Annotated in this window: 17 protein-coding genes; 13 read left to right on the plus strand and 4 right to left on the minus strand. The window is 70.2% G+C overall.

All coding sequences use genetic code 11. The features are described 5' to 3' along the window. Positions 1-16 precede the first annotated feature (16 nt). The 3 genes from ACIPK3_RS09060 to ACIPK3_RS09070 are packed head-to-tail and all read left to right on the plus strand — an operon-like array spanning position 17 to position 2,867. The gene (locus tag ACIPK3_RS09060) at positions 17-1,072 is read left to right on the plus strand and encodes a B12-binding domain-containing protein (protein WP_402567868.1); all 1,056 of its coding nucleotides are present in this window, start codon (positions 17-19) and stop codon (positions 1,070-1,072) included. Then, positions 1,069-1,491: an STAS domain-containing protein gene (locus tag ACIPK3_RS09065; RefSeq protein WP_402567613.1), complete on the plus strand. Its 423-nt coding sequence runs from the start codon at positions 1,069-1,071 to the stop codon at positions 1,489-1,491. Before ACIPK3_RS09060 ends, ACIPK3_RS09065 begins: the two co-directional genes overlap by 4 nt. Positions 1,492-1,535: 44 nt before the next feature. Next, positions 1,536-2,867, plus strand: a complete 1,332-nt coding sequence (locus ACIPK3_RS09070) for an aminotransferase class I/II-fold pyridoxal phosphate-dependent enzyme (protein WP_402567615.1) — start codon at positions 1,536-1,538, stop codon at positions 2,865-2,867. Between the two features lie 155 nt (positions 2,868-3,022). On the opposite strand, the gene ACIPK3_RS09075 is transcribed toward ACIPK3_RS09070, so the two are convergent. Next, on the minus strand, positions 3,023-4,564 hold the full coding sequence (locus ACIPK3_RS09075) for a hypothetical protein (protein WP_402567617.1): 1,542 nt from the start codon (positions 4,562-4,564) through the stop codon (positions 3,023-3,025). Positions 4,565-4,851: 287 nt separating this feature from the next. On the opposite strand from ACIPK3_RS09075, the gene ACIPK3_RS09080 reads away from it, so the two are divergent. Both ACIPK3_RS09080 and ACIPK3_RS09085 read left to right on the plus strand, forming a co-directional pair. Next, positions 4,852-5,058: a hypothetical protein gene (locus tag ACIPK3_RS09080; RefSeq protein WP_402567619.1), complete on the plus strand. Its 207-nt coding sequence runs from the start codon at positions 4,852-4,854 to the stop codon at positions 5,056-5,058. A 144-nt stretch (positions 5,059-5,202) separates the two neighbouring features. After that, entirely contained in the window at positions 5,203-7,362 is a 2,160-nt protein-coding gene (locus ACIPK3_RS09085; protein WP_402567621.1) for an ArnT family glycosyltransferase, read from the plus strand. A gap of 188 nt (positions 7,363-7,550) precedes the next feature. Here the strand turns inward: ACIPK3_RS09085 and ACIPK3_RS09090 are convergent, their stop codons facing one another. Beyond that, entirely contained in the window at positions 7,551-7,754 is a 204-nt protein-coding gene (locus ACIPK3_RS09090; RefSeq protein ID WP_402567623.1) for a hypothetical protein, read from the minus strand. A 2,049-nt stretch (positions 7,755-9,803) separates the two neighbouring features. Here ACIPK3_RS09090 and ACIPK3_RS09095 point away from each other — a divergent pair. Genes ACIPK3_RS09095 through ACIPK3_RS09105 form a run of 3 tightly spaced genes read left to right on the plus strand, consistent with a single transcriptional unit; the run spans position 9,804 to position 13,207 of the window. Continuing rightward, a complete protein-coding gene (locus ACIPK3_RS09095) occupies positions 9,804-10,571 on the plus strand; it encodes a peptidylprolyl isomerase (RefSeq protein WP_402567625.1) in 768 nt (255 codons plus the stop codon). Between the two features lie 32 nt (positions 10,572-10,603). Then, positions 10,604-11,701 carry a glycosyltransferase gene (locus tag ACIPK3_RS09100; RefSeq protein ID WP_402567627.1) on the plus strand — a complete coding sequence of 366 codons (1,098 nt, stop codon included), beginning with the start codon at positions 10,604-10,606 and terminating at the stop codon, positions 11,699-11,701. A gap of 36 nt (positions 11,702-11,737) precedes the next feature. Continuing rightward, positions 11,738-13,207, plus strand: a complete 1,470-nt coding sequence (locus ACIPK3_RS09105) for a DUF2079 domain-containing protein (protein WP_402567629.1) — start codon at positions 11,738-11,740, stop codon at positions 13,205-13,207. A 69-nt stretch (positions 13,208-13,276) separates the two neighbouring features. Here the strand turns inward: ACIPK3_RS09105 and ACIPK3_RS09110 are convergent, their stop codons facing one another. Next, positions 13,277-14,155, minus strand: a complete 879-nt coding sequence (locus ACIPK3_RS09110) for an endonuclease/exonuclease/phosphatase family protein (RefSeq protein WP_402567631.1) — start codon at positions 14,153-14,155, stop codon at positions 13,277-13,279. Positions 14,156-14,411: 256 nt separating this feature from the next. On the opposite strand from ACIPK3_RS09110, the gene ACIPK3_RS09115 reads away from it, so the two are divergent. The 5 genes from ACIPK3_RS09115 (at position 14,412) to ACIPK3_RS09135 (ending at position 18,699) form a co-directional block, all read left to right on the plus strand. Next, a complete protein-coding gene (locus ACIPK3_RS09115; protein WP_402567633.1) occupies positions 14,412-15,047 on the plus strand; it encodes a TetR/AcrR family transcriptional regulator in 636 nt (211 codons plus the stop codon). Positions 15,048-15,213: 166 nt separating this feature from the next. After that, complete coding sequence (locus tag ACIPK3_RS09120; protein WP_402567636.1) at positions 15,214-17,160, plus strand: alkyl/aryl-sulfatase; 1,947 nt, start codon at positions 15,214-15,216, stop codon at positions 17,158-17,160. A gap of 89 nt (positions 17,161-17,249) precedes the next feature. Continuing rightward, complete coding sequence (locus tag ACIPK3_RS09125; protein ID WP_402567638.1) at positions 17,250-17,477, plus strand: DUF5133 domain-containing protein; 228 nt, start codon at positions 17,250-17,252, stop codon at positions 17,475-17,477. A 250-nt stretch (positions 17,478-17,727) separates the two neighbouring features. Continuing rightward, positions 17,728-18,300: a DUF1062 domain-containing protein gene (locus tag ACIPK3_RS09130; RefSeq protein WP_402567640.1), complete on the plus strand. Its 573-nt coding sequence runs from the start codon at positions 17,728-17,730 to the stop codon at positions 18,298-18,300. Between the two features lie 39 nt (positions 18,301-18,339). Further along, on the plus strand, positions 18,340-18,699 hold the full coding sequence (locus ACIPK3_RS09135; RefSeq protein ID WP_402567642.1) for a (2Fe-2S) ferredoxin domain-containing protein: 360 nt from the start codon (positions 18,340-18,342) through the stop codon (positions 18,697-18,699). 17 nt (positions 18,700-18,716) lie between these two features. On the opposite strand, the gene ACIPK3_RS09140 is transcribed toward ACIPK3_RS09135, so the two are convergent. After that, the gene (locus tag ACIPK3_RS09140) at positions 18,717-18,887 is read right to left on the minus strand and encodes a hypothetical protein (protein WP_402567644.1); all 171 of its coding nucleotides are present in this window, start codon (positions 18,885-18,887) and stop codon (positions 18,717-18,719) included. Positions 18,888-18,951 lie beyond the last annotated feature (64 nt).

Below are 18,951 nucleotides of genomic sequence, written 5' to 3' on the forward strand. Positions count from 1 at the left end.
TGCCGATCTGACGGACATGCTGTGGAAGGCGGTGATCGACGGCGACGAGTCCACCGCCGTCAACCTCGCACACGAGGCCCTGGCCGACGGCGTGGACGAGGAGACGCTTCTTCTCGACGTGATCGCCCCGGTCCAGGAGAAGGTCGGCGACGAATGGGCCGCCGACCGCATCACCGTGGCCCAGGAACACGCCGCCACCGCCATCAACGAGCGGGTCATAGCCTCTCTCGCCCACCGCTGCGGGCCGGCGGGGGCGCCGAGCCTCCCGGGCCGGGGACCGGTGACGGTGAGCTGCATCGACGGCGAGTGGCACGCCTTCCCCGCCCGGCTCGTCGCGGAGGTGCTCCGGCTGCGCGGCTGGCAGGTCGACTACCTCGGCGCCCAGACGCCGACCCCCCACCTGGTCGCCCACCTGCACCACACCAACCCCGACGCCGTACTGCTGTCCGGATCGATCCCCACCCACCTGCCGACCGCCCACGCTGCCATCACCGCCTGCCAGGCGATCGGCGTCCCCGTCCTGGCCGGCGGCCGCGCCTTCGGCCCGGACGGCCGGCACGCCCGGGCCCTGGGCGCCGACCAGTGGGCGGCCGACGCCCGCGGTGCGGCCGCCGTACTGGAGGCGGGACTCTCCCGGCCCCGGCCGACGGCCATCCGGCAGGCGGCGGACGACCTGCCGCACCTGGCCGACCAGGAGTACACAATGGTCGTCCAGTCACGTCCCCAGCTCGTCAAGCAGACCCTGGTCGACCTCGAGTCCCGCTTCGCCGCCATGGCCGGCTACAGCGACTTCCAGCGCGAGCGCACCGCGGAGGACATCGCCCACATCGTCGACTTCCTGGCCACCGCCCTCTACGTCGACGACCCCGGCGTCTTCACCGCGTTCCTCGCCTGGACCGCAGGGGTGCTGGAGGCCCGGCGGGTCCCCGCCCACTCCATGGTGACCTGCCTGGACATCCTCGGCGGCCAGCTGCGTGACTTCCCCCGCACCCTGAACGCGATCCACGAGGGCGCCGCAGTCCTGCGTGACCGCGCCCACCGTCCCGTCCTCGGCCTCGACACCCACGCATGACCAACCTGCTGCCCCCCACCGAGTTCACCGTCGGCATCGCCCACGAGCCCGGCACGCTGGCCGTGCGGGTGGCCGGCGAACTCGACTACGACACGAGTGACGACCTGGTGCGCGCCGTGGTCGACCAACTGACCCCACACGCGGGGCTTCGCGACGTACACCTGGACTTCGACCAGCTGACCTGGATCGACTCCACCGGACTGTCCGCCCTGCTGATGATCCACCGCCGTACCACGGCCATCGGCGCCACCCTGCGCCTCGACAACCGGCCGGAGTGTCTGGAACGCATGCTGCGCGTCACCAACGTCCTGGACCACCTCACCACCCCGACGACCCGCGCCGACGAGCCGGGGCCCGAGCAGGACGAAAGAGCCGCGGGCACCGCCACCACAGGAGAGCGTGCCACCGGGCCGTTTTGAACCAGTGCACAATGGCGGGTGTGTCAGGAGATGTGTCAGGGGACGTGCCAGGAGAACACGCCATCACCGGCCGGCGCGCCGCGGAGATCGCGGCGAGCGTGGAACAGGCCATCGGGCAGGGCTCGTTGCAGCCCGGGACCGCGCTCCCGCCGCTGCGGGAACTGGCCGCCGAGCTGGGCGTGAACTCCAACACCGTCGCCGCCGCCTACCGCCTGCTGCGCGACCGCGGTGTGATCGAGACCGCGGGACGACGCGGCAGCCGGGTACGGCCGCGCCCCGCCACCACCTCCCGCGACGCGATCCGTCCGGAGCTGCCCCCGGGCGTACGGGACCTGGCCGGCGGAAACCCCGACACGGCGCTGCTGCCCCCGCTCGGCGCAGCCCTCGCCGAGGCGGCTGCCCGGTACGCCCGTCGGCCCACGCTCTACGGCCAGGCCCCGGTCGACGAGGAACTCGCCCAACTGGCCCGCGCCGCGTTCGACGCCGACGGCGTCCCGGACGGCCCGATCGGGCTCACCTCGGGCTCACTCGACGCCATCGAGCGCGTGCTCCTCGCCCATCTGCGGCCCGGCGACCTGGTGGCGCTGGAAGATCCCGGCTGGGGCAGCCTCGCCGACCTCGTCCCCGCACTCGGCCTGCGGACCGCGCCGGTCGGCGTGGACGACGACGGCCCCCTGCCGGACGAGGTGCGACGGGCGCTCGAACAGGGGGCGCGGGCGCTGATCGTCACCTGCCGGGGCCAGAACCCGACCGGTGCCTGCGTCTCGGCCGCCCGCGCCGCCGAACTGCGCCGCGTCCTCGCCGCCCACCCCCAGCTGCTCGTCATCGATGACGACCACGTGTCCGGCCTCACCGAACTGCCCGTGCACCCGCTCGCCGGCAGCACGCGCCACTGGATGTTCGTCCGCTCCACCGCGAAGGCGTACGGCCCCGACCTGCGCCTCGCCGTCCTGACGGGTGACGTGGTGACCATGGACCGCGTCCACGGCCGCCATCACCTCGGCCCCGGCTGGGTCAGCCACCTCCTCCAGTACACCGTCGCCCACCTGTGGCGCACCGGCGCGGTGGACACCGGGTACGTCGCCGCCGCGTACGCGGTACGCCGTGACGGGCTGGTCCGGGCCCTGGCCGAACGGGGCGTCGCGGCGCACGGCCGCAGCGGTATGAACGTCTGGGTGCCGGTGCCCGACGAGACCTTCGCCGTCACCCAGCTCCTGCAGTCGGGCTGGGCCGTGGCGTCCGGATCCCGATTCCGGCTCGGCTCACCGCCGGGCATCCGGGTCACCGTCTCGGCCCTCGCGCCGCACGAGGTACCGGTCCTCGCCGATGCCATCGCCGCCTGCGTCCGCCCGCAGCGGACCGGACGCGCGGGCTGAGTTCACGGGTGCCGATCCGGCGTCGAAGCCGACTCCCGTGGCCGGAAACGGATGCGCGGCGTCCTCGGCCGGCGGAGTCCGGCCCAGGTGGGGATACCGCGGCGCTCCGGGAGCCCTGCCGCGGGCCCCCGGAGCCCGCCCTGCCCCACCCCCGGTCAGATGAACTCGACCAGGGGGAAGGAGCGGTGACGGCGCGGCGGCGTCAGGAAGTTCTGTCGCCGGGTGGCGGTCAGGAAGCGCTCCAGCCCGTTCTCGTCCTCGTCCACGTCGTGCGCGTCCGCGAGGTCGACCGACGCCTGGTTCCTGCGCATGACGCGGAAGAACTCGGCCGTCGGGACGAAGACGGTGAACTGGAGCTTCGGCTGTGCGGAGCCGTCCGGCACGTCCATGCTGTCGTAGCCCGGCCCGTCCATCCGCACGTGCTGGGGCTGCCCGGACGCGGTCCGGGAGGAGCGCTGGAGGCCCGACAGGTGCCCGATCCGATGCTCGCCCTCCGGTGTCCCGATGCCCTGCGCGCTGCGCAGCGCGTCGTCCGTGCCCTGGAAGGTGTTCTCCAGGAAGGCCGGGCCCCCGCCGTCGGTGTACTGGTCCGCGTTGCCCTCCGACGGCGGCGGGGTGGAGCGGAACATGTACTGGACGCGCTCGGTGAACATGGCGTCGTCCTGGGGGACGCCGTTGTCGTCGACGTCGTAGAACTGCTGGAGATCCATGATGACGTGCGACAGGTGCTGGACCGATCCGTTGTCGAAGTAGTCGCCGGGCCGTGAGGTGGTCAGCGAGTTCGCCCGGAAGGTGACCGCGTCCGCGGCACTGGAGCCGGAGGTCTGCTGGTCGGCGAAGCCCATCCACATCGGCGAGCGGGGGTTGACCATGAACGCGTAGACCAGCTTGCCGGCGTCGGCCACCTTCCGCGGCAGTCCGATCTGGGTGAACATCGCCCTGCTGGAGGTGAAGGTCAGCAGGTCGAAGAGGTGCGGCGAGGCCAGGTAGCGTCCGGCGAGCGTGTTGCTGCCGCCGAGCCATCTGAGCACGTCCTGGATGTTGCCGGCGTTGTCGCTGCGCAGGGTGAGCAGCAGGTCGTTGCCCTCGATGGCGACCGGGACGTTGAACCGCCGCTTGGTGACACCGGGGTTCGCCGGAGACACGTCGGTCGGTCCCGCCACGGCCTCCTCCAGCACGTACCGGCTGGTCGCGGCTCTCAGACGTGGCATGTACGCCGAGACCAGCGGGCCGCGCAGGCCGCCGGGCAGCCTGCTGAAGTACGGCAGCCCGTAGGCGACGAAGGTGAACACGCCCGACGGTGAAAAGGCGTAGGCGCGCTCGATCGAGGCGAGCGCGGAGCTGAGCCTGACCTGGTCGCCGCGCGTGGGCGGACGCAGCAGCCGTGCTGTGGCGAAGACCGTGTGCACGGGACCGAACTGGACTTCGACGCCGTCGACATCGGTGGCGGGCGCGATGTAGTCCGCTATGTCGAACTGGACGTCGGGGAGCACGGCTTCGGCGTCGGCGGTGGCCGCCGACGCGGTGGATCTCAGGCGGACCGGGATCACCGAGGAGTTCTTGAGTACCTCCAGGGTCGCCACCGCGGCGGCCAGGGCACCGCCGCGCAGCACTCCGCGGCGGGTGGGCGTCGTTCGGGCGGGCGGGGCCGGCTGCCGCGCCTCCGGTGTGGAGCTGTGCGAGTGCGAGTCGTCCATGGCGTAGTCCCATCCTTGAGTCGCCGATGTCGGCGGGCAAACAGGCGTGTACATGACATTTCTGTGCTTGTGAGCCGTCGAACGGACCCCGGGGCGAGCTGAATGTAGGGCCGGAAAAGACGGGCTCACACGGCGGTTACCGGCCAAGGAGTCAGCTGTCAGCCAGTGAGGAACTCCCTGTGAATCGGTACGCGGCTCTTGCCGTCGTGGATCCGGGCAGGATCACGATTCAGTCGCGATCGCCCCGGACGCGTATCGGTCGGGCACCGGGAGGGGTTGTCGCAGGCGTGAGCGACGAGCCGATGACCATGACGAACCTGCTGGGTGCCTACTGGCTGGACTCCGAGTACTGGCACCCGCAGCCCTGCTCCTGTTTCGACCGCCCCCGGCCGGACCGGACCCGTGTCGACGCCCGGCGACCGGTCCGCACCGCTCTCATCGTGCTCGCCTGCGCCACCATCGTGGCCGCGCTCACGGTCACCGTCGGCATGTGACACCTCGACCCGGCTGATTCACAGGTCCAGCACAGTCACGCCAGGCACGGGTGACAGGAACCCTCAAGAGCATCGGGATGTGCACGGAGCCCGCGTCGCGACCACGCGACCGCACCCGGACGATCAGCATTCGAGGGAACATCCATGACCACGACACCTCACCCCCACACCGCCGTGACCGGCTCACCGCCAGGACCGGCGCTGGACGGCGAGGCGGGCGCGCCCGGGCGGCGCACCGGCGACGGCTCCCGCGCGGCCCGGCTGTGGCGGGGCAGGCCCGAGGACCCGCGGTGGGCCCGCCCCTCGCTGCTGGGCCTGCTGCTCGCGACCGGCCTGCTCTACCTCTGGAACCTCAGCGTCTCCGGATACACGAACTCCTTCTACTCCGCGGCGGCGCAGGCCGGCAGCGTCAGCTGGAAGGCGTTCCTCTTCGGTTCGCTGGACGGCGCGAACTCCATCACGGTCGACAAGGCCCCGGCCTCGCTGTGGCCGATGGACCTGTCGGTGCGGATCTTCGGGCTGAGCTCGTGGTCGATCCTCGTGCCCGAGGTGCTGATCGGCGTCGTCACCGTGGCCGTGCTCTACGCGGCCGTCCGGCGCCGCTTCGGCCCGGCGGCCGGTCTGCTGGCCGGCGCGGTGCTAGCGGTGACCCCGGTCGCCGCCCTGATGTTCCGCTTCAACAACCCCGACGCGCTCCTCGCGCTGCTGCTCACGCTCGGCGTGTATTTCGTCCAGCGCGCGCTGGAGGACGGCCGTACCAAGTGGCTGGTGTGGGCGGGTGTCGCGGTCGGCTTCGCCTTCCTGGCCAAGCAACTCCAGGCGTTCCTGGTGCTGCCGCCGCTCGCGCTGCTCTACGCGGTGTGCGCGCCGGTCAGGTTCACCAAGCGGCTGTGGCAACTGGCGCTGTCCGGGCTGGCGATGGTCGTCGCGGGCGGCTGGTGGGTCGCGCTCGTGGAACTGTGGCCCGAGTCCTCCCGCCCGTACATCGGCGGCTCGACGGACAACTCCTTCCTGAACCTGACGTTCGGCTACAACGGCCTGAACCGGGTGAGCGGGAGCGGCCTCCCCGGTGGCGGCGGTGGTGGCGGTGGCGGTGGTGGAATCGGCGGCACCGGCTCGACCTCGTTCGTCAGGCTGTTCAACGACGGCCTCGGCGGCCAGATCTCCTGGCTGCTCCCCGCCGCGCTGATCATGCTCGTCGCGGTCCTCGTGGTCACCCGCGGGGCGGCCCGGACCGACACCACCCGCTCCGCCTTCCTCGCCTGGGGTGGCGCACTGCTGACGACCGCGGCGGTCTTCAGCTACATGTCGGGCATCTTCCACGCGTACTACACCGTCGCGCTCGCCCCGTACATCGCGGCCCTGATCGGTATGGGCACGGTCGCCCTGTGGCGGGAGCGCTCCACGAAGTGGGCCATGCCGGTGCTCGGCGCGTCACTCGCCGCGACCGCCGTGTGGGGGTACGTCCTGCTGGGCCGTACCAGCGACTACGGCCCGCTGAAGTGGCTGGTGCTCCTCGGTGGCCTTGTCGCGGCCCTGGGCCTCCAGTTCATCACGCGGTACGGCCGCGGCATGCTGCTCGGGATCGCCGGGCTGGGTCTCGCCGCTTCGCTGGCCGGGCCGTTCGCCTACACGCTGACCACGCTGAACGCCGCGCACACGGGCGGTATGCCGACCGCCGGACCGGCCACGACGAGCACGTCGGTCAGCCCCAAGGGTGGTATGCGTCCCCCGTCCGGCACGGGCCAGGGGCAGGGCCCGCCCGGTGGCGCGGAGATGGGGCGGCCCCCGACCGGTATGGGTCAGGGGCAGGGCATGCCCGGTGGAGCGGGGATGGGTCAGCCTCCGACCGGTATGGGTCAGGGGCAGGGCGCCCCCGGTGGTGAAGGCATGGGCCAGGGAGCGACCGGTGGCCGGGGCATGGGCGGTCCGGTCGACGAGACTCTGTCTGCCAACAGCAAGGCCGTGGCGCTGATGGAGAAGGATGCGGACCGGTACACCTGGGTCGCTGCCGGAATCAGCACGCACAGCACCGCCGGCTATCAGCTGGCCACCCAGAAGCCGGTGATGGCGATCGGCGGATTCAACGGAACCGACCCGTCTCCCACGCTGACCGCCTTCAAGAAGCTGGTGGCCCAAGGCAAGATCCACTACTTCATCTCCAGCGGAACCAGCACGGGCGGCGGACCGGGCGGCGGCGACAACTCCGGCAGTCAGATCACCTCCTGGGTGACGGCCCACTTCAAGAAGGTCACCGCGGGCGGCACGACGCTGTACGACCTGACGCAGAAGACCAAGTCCTGACCCCGGACGACCGCACGGCCGACCCCGCCCTCCCGGACGGGGTCGACCCGGTTCTGCGGTCCGATGCGCCACACGCCGACGCCGTGGAGGCGGCCGTCATGACGTGAACGGCCCGGGGCAGGAGATGCCCCGGGCCGGCAGGGGAGTGACGAGCGGTTGCTCAGTGCTCGTTCAGCACACCCTTGGTGTCACGAGGAGGGCAGGCAGATCACCCAGGCGGTCAAGGTGGCCTGCGTGGTGGTGTCGGTGTTCGTGTTCGTGGCTTCCACGATCCATTCCTCCGACAGGGGGGTATTGCTCTTGGCGCTGCTCGTGACGACGAGGTCGGTCGAAGTCAGGGTGTACCCGCCTGCGACGGCAATCTCTCCAGCGTTGCAGGTCGCCACGGACATACCGCTCTCCGTGCCGAAGAGCGTTGCGGGTTCACCGTCTCGCTGGTTGCTGACGCCCGAGAACGTTCCGGTGGGTCCGGTCGCACCCGTCGCACCCGTCGCACCCGTCGCTCCGGTCGCACCCGTCGCTCCGGTGGCGCCCGTTGCTCCGGTGGGTCCGGTGGCGCCCGTTGCTCCGTCGGCTCCGGTGGGTCCGGTGGCGCCCGTTGCTCCGTCGGCTCCGGTGGGTCCGGTGGGTCCGGTGGCGCCCGTGGCTCCGTCGGCTCCGGTGGCGCCCGTTGCGCCGGTGGCTCCGTCGGCTCCGGTGGGTCCGGTCGGTCCGGTGGCTCCCGTGGCTCCGGTGGCGCCCGTTGCGCCGGTGGCTCCGTCGGCTCCGGTGGGTCCGGTCGGTCCGGTGGCTCCCGTGGCTCCCGTGGCTCCCGTGGCTCCGGTGGCTCCCGTGGCTCCGGTGGCTCCGTCGGCTCCGGTGGGTCCGGTCGGTCCGGTGGCTCCCGTGGCTCCCGTGGCTCCGACGGCTCCGGTGGCGCCCGTGGCGCCCGTTGCGCCGGTGGCTCCGTCGGCTCCGGTGGGTCCGGTGGCGCCCGTGGCTCCGGTTGCTCCGGTTGCTCCGTCGAGGCCCTCAGGTCCAGTCGGTCCAGTAGGTCCGGTGGCGCCGGTCGCTCCGGTCGCTCCGGTTGCTCCGGTAGCACCCGGGTCGCCGGTGGCGCCCGTGGGTCCGGTGGCGCCCGTGGCTCCGGTTGCTCCGGTAGCACCCGGGTCGCCGGTGGCGCCGGTGGCGCCGGTGGCGCCGGTTGCTCCGGTGGCGCCCGTGGCGCCCGTGGCGCCCGTGGCTCCGTCGGCTCCGGTGGGTCCAGTAGGTCCGGTGTCGCCAGTCGCTCCGGTGGCGCCCGTGGCGCCGGTCGCTCCGGGATCACCGGTGGCGCCCGTCGCTCCGGTGGCGCCCGTCGCTCCGGTAGCACCCGGGTCGCCGGTCGCTCCGGTGGCTCCCGTGGGTCCGGTGGGTCCGGTGGCTCCGTCGAGGCCCTGAGGCCCGGTGGGTCCGGTGGGTCCAGTAGGTCCGGGATCGCCGGTGGCACCAGTAGAACCGGTCGCACCGGTCGCACCGGTCGCGCCGGTAGGTCCAGTAGGCCCAGTAGGTCCAGTGGGCCCCTTCGGCCCAGTGTGGCCGGTGGGTCCTGTATGTCCGGTGTGGCCGGTCGGGCCGCGGCCCCCATTGGAACCACCCCCGCCCCCACCGCCGCCACCTGCGGGCTCGGATTTCTTAGCGCCAGTGGCCTCGGATTTCTTATCGGAACAATCCGCGGGTCCAGCCTGTCGGGACTCCGCGCTCAGGCACGTGCCCTGAGCCGTCGCGGCGACTGCGGCGTTCGCCAGGCCTGTGAACCCGGGCATGGACAGAACGGCGGACGCAATACCGACGCCGCCTCCCACCAGGCCCCACAGACGCCGCCGACGGGCCCTGTTGGAAGACTCTCTGGCTCGTGTGCTCATCGCCTCACCTCTGCGAAGTGCGAATGTCGCTCCAGGTAAGGAGCGATGATCGCATCGTTACTCTCCGGCGGGCCGTCCGCCTTCCGGGAGATGCCGACTGCCCGCCGAAGGGGGGTGTCGGCCGGGCGGTGAGGCCCGGGCCCACCCGGCGCAAGCCCACTTCAAAGGCTGTGCGCGATCGCATGGCACCTGCCTTGGACCCGTTCGCCCTTCGTTGGGCTGTTTGGGGTGAGTGTCGTATTCCGTTGGGGTGGTGGGGGCTTGTCGTGCGGGGCGCCGCGTTTGCCCCGCGGTCTGCCCGTGAGAGGGCTGTGCTGCGGTGCTCGCGTGAGTCCTCGTCGCCTCTTGTGCTGAGAGCTGCAAGCCGTGCCGCGCGGCAGGTGTGGTGGTGCGGCCCGCGGTGTGACTTGGAGGTACGCGGATGGCTGTCCCGAGGCGTATGCGCGTGCGCGGCCGCCCCGTGTGGTCCGCGCGGCCTGCTTCACGAAGCCTTCGCCGCACGAACTGACCACCAGGGCCGAGCGCATGGCCCCAGACGCCAACGGAGCGTGGGCGCGGATGTCCGACGGAGAACTGCGAACGGATGTGCGGACGGAACCGGACATCGAGGTTCCGTCACAGGAGAGCCCGACCGGACCGCACCGGCTGAGCCGCGTGATCCGTCGTGCGGCGACCGCTGTCGCCGTCACCGCCGGGTGCGCGGTGCTCACCTGGACCGCGCTCTCCGTCACCCGGGAGGACGTCAAGGCGACATCCATGGCCCAGACGGCGAAGTCATGCGCCTACACCCTCAGCGATCCCGGCAAGCCGGTTCCGCTGCCCCCCACCGCGGCTCCGCGGAGCGACCGACCGTACACCGTGGCGATGGCGACCAACATGGGCACCGTCACCTTCGAGACGATCAACTCGGGCGCGCCCTGCGCCACGAACTCCTTCGTGCATCTTGCCCGCAGTGGCTACTACAGCGACCGCGTCTGCCCTCGTGTGACGACCAAGAACATCTTCATCCTGGAGTGCGGAGCGCCCGCCGACGAGGAGGGCAGCACCGACCCCGGTTACTTCTTCACGGACGAGAACCTGGTGGGTGCCTCCTACAAGGCCGGCACCGTGGCGATGTCCAAGGTGGTACCCGGCCGCAACGGCAGTCAGTTCTTCATCAGCTACGGCGACCCCGTGCTTCACATGCCGGCGTCGTGGACCCCCTTCGGCACGGTCGTCAGCGGTCTGGACGTCCTGCAGAAGATCGCGGCGAACGGAACCGAGCAGGGGACGGCCGACGGCAGGCCGGAGAAGTCCGTGGTCATCAAGTCCGTGACCGTCCGATAGCCGACTGCCGCAGCCGACACCCAGGAGATCCCATGAAGCCGACCATCTGCCTGTGCATGATCGTGAAGAACGAGTCGAAGGTCATCGAGCGCTGCCTGAACGCGGTCAAGGAGGTGATCGACACGTGGGTGATCACCGACACCGGCTCCACCGACGGAACCCAGGACATGATCCGCCTGGCCCTCGACGGAGTCCCGGGCGAACTGCACGAGGATCCCTGGGTCGACTTCGGGCACAACCGAACGCGGAACATCGAGCGCGCGCGGGGGAAGGCCGACTACCTGCTGCTGGTCGACGCGGATCTCGAAGTACTCCGTGCGGGTGAGCTGCCCCCTCTCACGGCTGATGCGTACATGTTGCGCCACGACTGCGACAACTCGTACCGCATCCCGCGGCTGGTCCGCGCCGACCTGCCCTGGCGGTACGAGGGAGTGACCCACGAGTACCTCACCTGCGACCAGGACGTGCGTGAGGAGCCCCTGGACGCCCTGGTGATCCGGGACCACGGCGACGGGGGTTCCAAGCAGGACAAGTTCGAACGCGACGCCCGCCTGCTGAGCATGGAACTGCTGCGCGACCCGGACAACCCGCGCACCGTGTTCTATCTCGCGCAGACCATGCGGGACCTGGACCGCGGTCAGGAAGCCATCGAACTGTACGAGCGCCGCGTCACCATGGGCGGGTGGGAGGAGGAGGTGTACTTCTCCCTGCTGCAGCTCGGCATCCTCAAGGCGGACCTCTCGGACTGGCCGCACGCCATGGACGCCTTCGTCAGGGCATGGGAGACCCGTCCGCAACGTCTCGAAGCGTGCTACGAACTCGCCTTGCGGCTACGGAAGATGGGCCGGTACCACTCCGCGTTCGCGGTACTGCGCGATGTCTACCGCAACCCCATGCCCGCGGAGGACATCCTGTTCACCCAACCCTGGGTGTACCAGTGGGGGCTGCACTTCGAGTACTCGATCACCGCCTACTGGGTGGGCGCCTACGACCGGTCGATCGGCGCGTGCGACGAGTTGCTGTCAATTCGTGACCTCCCCGAGGCCGTTCGTGAACAGGTCAAGAAGAACCGGGTGTTCGCCGTCGAGAAGCGCCTCGCGCCCCGTGGTCGGGCCGGCGGCGGCCAGTAGCGGTCCGCCCCCGACTACCAGAGAGCAAGCATGGTGATGAACGCGATTTCCTCCGGCACCCTGCGAACGCTGCGACCGTCGAAGTGGACGGGCCTGCCGCGGTGGAAGGCGCCGGACGTACGACAGGACGACGGACACGGCATCGGGTGGCGGATCTGGACCCTGGTGGCCGTCCTGTTCTTCGCCTACATGCTGGTGGCGCTGCGCATCCATGAGCGGATGCTGTCCAACTGCTGGGATCTGGCGATCTTCGAACAGGCCGTCCGCTCCTACGCGCACGGCATGCTGCCCGTCTCCGAGGTGAAGGGCCGGAACCATCCGCTGCTGGGCGACCACTTCTCCCCGATCCTCGCCCTGCTGGCCCCGGCCTACATGGTGTGGTCGTCGGCCAAGACCCTGCTGATCGCCCAGGCGGGGCTGCTGGCCGCGAGCGTCATCCCGCTCGCCCTGTGGGTACGCAGGGCGTTCGGACAGACGGCTGCCCTGGTCATCGGCTCCGCGTACGGCCTGTCCTGGGGCATCGCGAGTGCGGTGGGTTTCGACTTCCACGAATGGGCGTTCGCGGTTCCGCTGCTGGCCGCCTCCCTGGCGGCGTTGGGCCAGGGACGGCTGCGCGCGGCGTCGTGGTGGGCCATGCCGATGCTGCTCGTCAAGGAGGACATGGGCCTTGCGGTGTGTGTGATCGGTCTGCTCATCGCGCGGCGCGGTGACCGGAGAACCGGGCTCGTCACCGCGGGAATCGGACTCCTCGCGTCCCTGCTGGCGGTGTTCGTGATCATTCCGGCGTTCAGCGAAACCGGTGGCTACCAGTACTGGTTCGGGATGAACAGCACCGGCAGCGGCGGACTGGGCACGATGTTGTACGACCGCACCATCGGAATGATCACACCACTGGTGAAGGTGCGCGCTCTCCTGCTGGCGCTGGTGCCCACGCTGTTCCTGGCGCTGCGATCGTCGATCATCTGGGTCGCGTTCCCGACCTTCCTCTGGCGGTTCGCCTCCAACCACCCGCCGGACTGGAGCACCGGTAACCACTACTCCCTGCTGGTGATGACGATCGTCTTCGCCGCGTTCATCGACGCGCTGGTCCGGCGCCGCCCGCAGCCCTCCAGTCTGCGCCGCTACCTGGCCGCCACGGTGGGCGTGACCCTGATGCTCCTGCCGCAGTTCCCGTTGTGGCAACTGGTGAAGGCCGACACCTGGCGGGACGACATCCGGATCGGTGTGGCCCGCTCGGTGATGCGTCTCATCCCGGACGATGCCACGGTCCAGGCGTCCAACTTCCTGGTGCCGCAGCTCGCCAACCGTACGAGGGTGAGCATGTTCGGCTGGTACGCCAGCCCGCCCAACCCGGAGTGGATCATGGTTGACACCTTCGTACCGCTCAACCGTCGCTGGCCGCAGTCCTTCCTGCAGGAACGGGACGCGCTCGCCGCGGTGCGCGCCCAGGGCTACACCACCGTGGCCGACAACTACGGCTATGTCCTGTTGCACCGTCGAGGCTGAGCGGCCCGGGGCGGAGCCGGGCCCGGTGCGGCCGCCGACGACAGCGTCGGCGGCCGCACCGGGCCTTCCTCACTGACCGAGGGCGTAGGAGAACCGCACCGTCGGCGGGTTGTGGTCGGACAGCGTCCTGCCGTCCGAGTCGAGGAACTTGCCGTACTCGTTGTTGTAGTACGTCGCGTTCAGCTGCACGCCGCCACCGCTGCGGTAGAAGATCTTGTCGATGACCTCGCAGGAATTGACGGTCTTGCAGGTGCCGGCGTCGTCATCGTCCGCCGGGGTCCGCCCGCCGTTGACCAACTGCACCCAGGCGTCCGTGAAGCCGTTGTCGTCGCGCCGGTCCTGGATGATGTCGCCGGAGCGGGTGTAGCGGCTGTTGGTGTCGCCCATCACGATGACCGCGCGGCCGGCGGAGTGCTTCTGGATGTACTCCGACAGCTGCCGTGTGTTGTCCCGGCGGGCATTCAGCTCCTTGTCGCTTCCGGAACCGGCGTTCATGTGGGCGTTGTAGAGGTCGAGCGAGGTACCGCCGGGCAGCTCCAGGCGGACACGGCTGAAGCCCTTCGGCGTAAGGCAGTTGGTGCCGGTGCACTTGTCCCACTTGACCCGGACCAGGTTCTTCAGCGGGAACGCGGACAAGGTGTTCAAGCCGTCGGAGAACGGGACTCCGGGCACCCAGCCCGGCACGGAGGGCTTGGTCCGGTATGGGTGCTCGTCGAACTTGTCGAGGTCGTCGTCGTACGCGAAGTCCTCCTGGACGTTGACGACGTCGTACGGGTTGATCCGCTTCGAGATGATCTTCGTGTTGGTGGCCGGCTCGCTGCCGGAGAGCGGTTCGGGAAGGCCCGCGACGTTGTAGGACAGCACGCTGAAGGTGCCGCTCGTCGCCTGCGCGGAGCTGACGGCGTGTGCCGTGGATACCGTCGTGGCCATCGCGGTGGCAGCCGTCATGAGACCGACGACGACCATGGCGCTTGTGCCGTGTATGCGTTGCCCGGACACATCTGGCCCTTCTGTGGAGTGGCTCGGGAGCTCGGTCCGTTGCTGCCGGTCCCTCGCCGACTGCGGCGGCGAATTGCAGTGTGGCTGCAGTAATATGACGACTGCTCGGGCGGCTTGTAAACCGTCCGGCGCAACCTGTGAATGACCCCGGCGTGACAAGGTGCTTCCATCGGGGTCGTCGAGGGGAACTGAGACCATGGGTGCCGTGAACGCACAGGACGACCACGGCGACCAGGCGGCGGACTCGGCGCGCACGCCCCGGTGGCGGCGCAATCCGGAACGCACCCACGGGGCGGTGGTGGACGCGGTGCTGGACCTCCTCGCCGAGGGGGAGCGGGCCCCGACGAGCAAGGCGATCGCCGAACGCGCCGGGGTGTCGGAGCGGACCGTGTTCGTGCACTTCGCCGACCGCGAGGCGCTGTACGCCACCGCCGCCGAACGACAGGCCGAGCGCTGGCGGGCCCTGGCCGAACCCGTGCCCCCCGAGTGGACGACGGCCCGCAAGGTGCGAGCCCTGCTGGCCCAGCGCGGCCGCATGTACGAGGTCATGTCGCCGATCCGCAAGGTGGGCCTGTCCCTTGAACCGGGCTCGCCCGGCCTGCGCCGGATCATGGGCGAGGGCGACGCCTGGCTCCGGGAGGACCTGGCCCGGACCTTCGAGCCCGAACTGCGCCAGGCCGGCGGCGCCCGTCGCCCCGGAGGGCTGCTCGACGCCCTGGAGGCCGCCTCGTCCTGGGCGGCCTGGGACCATCTGCGCACCCGGCGGGGCCTGGACGAGGCCGCCGCCCGGTCGGCGTTGGGTCGCACCCTGCGTGCGCTGATGGGTACGGCGGCCCTCTGACCGCGCCCGTCCCACCGGTATCCGCGCACCACATGTGTATGCGCCAGGGATCTTCACTAATTTCAGGCCAACTGCGATAGTGGCGCCCTCTTCGTGTTGCAGACCATCTGCAATACGAGCTCGCTCGGCCAGGACCGGCTCTGGCATCCGAGAAGGGACGCACGCCATGACCCCGATGGACCGGCGCGGCTTCGTCACCGTGGCAGGCGCCGCGGCGGCCGCGGCACTCAGCGCGCAGACCGCCCAGGCACTCCCCGAGCACCACGGCGGGGGCACGGCCCCGTCACCGACACCGACCGACGGTCTCGACCACGCCGACACGGCGGACTTCGCCGACGCGGACCGCGGGTTCGTCGCGACGTACACCGGCGGTGCGATCAGGACCACCGGCGGAACGACCGTGTGGGACCCGGACGCCTACCGCTTCCTCGCGGAGGGCCACGACAAGCCCCCCGCCGACGTCGACCGCAGCCTCTGGCGCCAGGCCCGGCTCCTGTCCCGGCAGGGTCTGTACAAGGTGACCGACCGGATCTACCAGATACGCGGGCTGGACCTCGCCAACATGACCATCGTCGAGGGCGACACCGGCATCGTCGTCATCGACACCCTGACCTCCGCCGAGACGGCGGCCGTCGCGCTGAAGCTCTACCGCGACCGGCGCGGCCGACGCCCGGTCAAGGCCGTGATCTACACCCACCCGCACGTCGACCACTTCGGCGGCTGCCGGGGCGTCCTGCCGCAGGGCGCCGGGGACATACCCGTGCTCGCCCCGGAGGGCTTCCTGGAGCACGCGGTGAGTGAGAACGTCTACGCCGGTACGGCGATGACCCGACGGGCCGCCTACATGTACGGCGCCACACTGCCCAAGGAGACCGGTGCACAGGTCGGTTGCGGGCTCGGGCTGGCCGTCTCCCTGGGCAGCGTCGGTCTGATCGCGCCGACCAGGTACATAGGCAGGACCGGCGAGGAGATCACGCTCGACGGGGTCCGAATCCGCTTCCAGATGACCCCGGGGACCGAGTGCCAGGAGGAGATGAACCTCCTCTTCCCCGACCTGCGCGCCGTGTGCATGGCCGAGAACGCCACCCACACCATGCACAACATCATCACCCTGCGCGGTGCCCAGGTGCGCGACGCCCACGCCTGGGCCGGCTACCTCACCGAGGCCATCGGCCTCTACTCCGGGAAGGCGGACGTCGCCTTCGCCTCCCACCACTGGCCGACCTGGGGCAACGAGAGGATCGTGGCCCTGCTCACCCGACAGCGTGACCTCTACGGCTATCTGCACGACCAGACGGTCCGGCTGATCAACCAGGGACTGACCCCGGCCGAGATCGCTGAGACCCTCGAACTCCCGCCCGCGATCGAGGAGACGTGGGCCAACCGGGGCTACTACGGATCCGTCAGTCACAACGTCAAGGGCATCTACCAGCGCTACATGGGGTGGTTCGACGGCAACCCGGCCCATCTGTGGGAACACCCTCCCGTCGAGGAGGCCCGGCGCTGGGTGGAGTGCCTCGGCGGCCAGGCGGCCGTACGAGCCCGCGCCGACCAGTACGCGAAGCGGGGCGACCTCAGGTTCGCCGCCACCCTGCTCAACCACGCCGTCTTCAACGACGCGAAGGACAGCAAGGCCAAACGCCAACTCGCCGACGTCTACACCCGGCTCGGCCGGGGCGCGGAGAACGCCGTGTGGCGCAACTTCTACCTCACCGGTGCCCAGGAACTCACCAAGGGCGTCACCACGGCCGGCACCGCAGCCACCATGGGCTTCGACGTGTACCAGGCCCTCACGGTCGGCCAGATCATCGACGGCATGGCCGTCCGCGTCAACGGCCCCAAGGCCTGGGACCTGAAGCTGGCCATCGACTGGAACATCGGCGACGACCACTGGCACCTCCGCCTCGTCAACGGCCTACTCACCCACACCACGAGCGCCGACGCCGACCCGGACGCGGGCCTGACCATGACGATGTCCAAGTCGCAGCTCCTCGTCGCGCTGGCCACGGGCGCCACCACCGGCATCGCCATGAAGGGCAACCCGGCCCTGCTGGTCGAGCTGTTGGCGGTGCTGGACACCCCGGACACCGGCTTCGCCGTCGTCACACCGTGACACCTCACGGTAGGTATGACGTCGCAGACGGTGGGTAGCCGGGTCGGTGCAACGCCCATGTGGCGGCCGAACAGATGGGGAGTCTCCTGATGCTCATGGCACATCCCGCCGTCCTGCGGAACCTGTTGGAGCAGTACGACGCGCTGCGCGTCCTGCACGCGGAGGAGGGCAGCCCGGAGGTGCGGCGGCGCATGGACGACCTCGCCTACACGCTGTGCGTGTCCACCGGCACCCGCGACATCGACACGGCTCTCGTCGCCGCCCGGCACCAACTGCCCGGGGCCCGGACCAAGGACGACTCCGTGCTGTCCGCCTGAATCCGTGACGTGATGCCGCCGCGTCCCCGGCCGTGGCGGCATCGAACCGGAACCCTGACGGTGCGGCGCTCGAAAACCGGTGGAACAGCGCCGCTGTGGGCCACTACCGTGCTGCCGGACCGAGTCGCCCAGTCAAGGACGTTCCGTTGTACACCCTTTGAGACCTCCCGAGTGCTGATTCGCAGCGCGTCGCGCATGTGCGCCGCGCTGCTTCCTGCTGCGGACTTCTCACTGAAACCGGTGTACTTCTGTGCTCGAAAACTGGGTGGTCGCGCCCACCTGCCTGCCGCTCGTTCGCCGTCGCTGCCACACGTGCGCGTCCGAACTCTTCCGGTCAAGCGGCAAATTCCGCGTCAACGCCAACCACAAACTCATCGACGCCTGGCTCCTCGTGCTCTGTACCGCTTGCGGGGAGACCGCGAAGCTCACGGTCCTGGAACGGATGAACGTGCGCTCCGTACAACCTGAACTGCTGGATCGGCTGCACGACAACGACCCTGGCCTGACAGTCGAGTTGCTCCAGGATCCGGTCGTGCGGCGCCGTAATCGCGTCGCCCTGGACTGGGACAACGCCTGGCGCCTCGACACCGGAGGGTCGGCTCACCTGAACCGTGAGGTGATCGACGTCTCGGTCCGCTTCGAGGCGCGGATCCCCGTCCGGCCGGTGCGCTTGATCGCCGAAGGGTGCGGTCTTCCCCGGGCCGAGGTCGAGAGACTGGTGACTGAGGGGAAGGTCGTCTCGGCGGCCCGGCTGGGTGGCAAGCTCTCCGGCGACTTCACCTTCATGCTCAAACGACAGACCCTGGTTGCGCCGATGGAATGATGACCGGCGACAACGGTTCACCGATGGGAGTGGCGAGGCGTGAAGGGGAACGGGCCGGTTCCGTGCAGGGTGGTCGTGTGTCGGGACTGCTGCTGCGGCAGCCCGAAGGTGACCGGCGTGGATCACGCCGCGCAGACGGCGCGCCTGCGGGCGGAAGTGCCGGTGCGGATCTCCGACTGCCTCGACCTGTGCGACCAGGCCAACGTCATCGTCGTACAGCCGTCGGCGGCCGGCCGGGCGGCAGGCGCGCGGCCGGTGTGGCTGGGGCTCGTCAACGACCCGGACGCGACCGAGGACATCATCACCTGGGTACGGGCCGGCGGGCCGGGCGTCGCTCCCCGGCCGGAGATCCTCGACCTGTACACGTGCGCGCCGCCGCGGCGGGGGGCGGGCTCCTGAGCCCGCCCGCCGGATGGTCAGGGGGCGATGCGTACGACAGCGCCGTCCTCGGGGTCCCCGTAGGCGGCGATGACCTGTGCGTCGCTCATGCGGTCGACCTCCTCGTTCCGCTGGACGGGAATGATCACGTGGGTGTTCCGGTCCGTCCAGTACTCGACGACACGATGCGTGGCGGTGGCTCTGCTCATGCGTGCTCCCTCGTGGTACGTGAGGTTCAGATTGCGTTCGGCGCACGTCGAGGGTCAAGAGGAA

Source organism: Streptomyces sp. NPDC086787 (assembly GCF_044745865.1).
Taxonomy (GTDB): Bacteria; Actinomycetota; Actinomycetes; order Streptomycetales; family Streptomycetaceae; genus Streptomyces.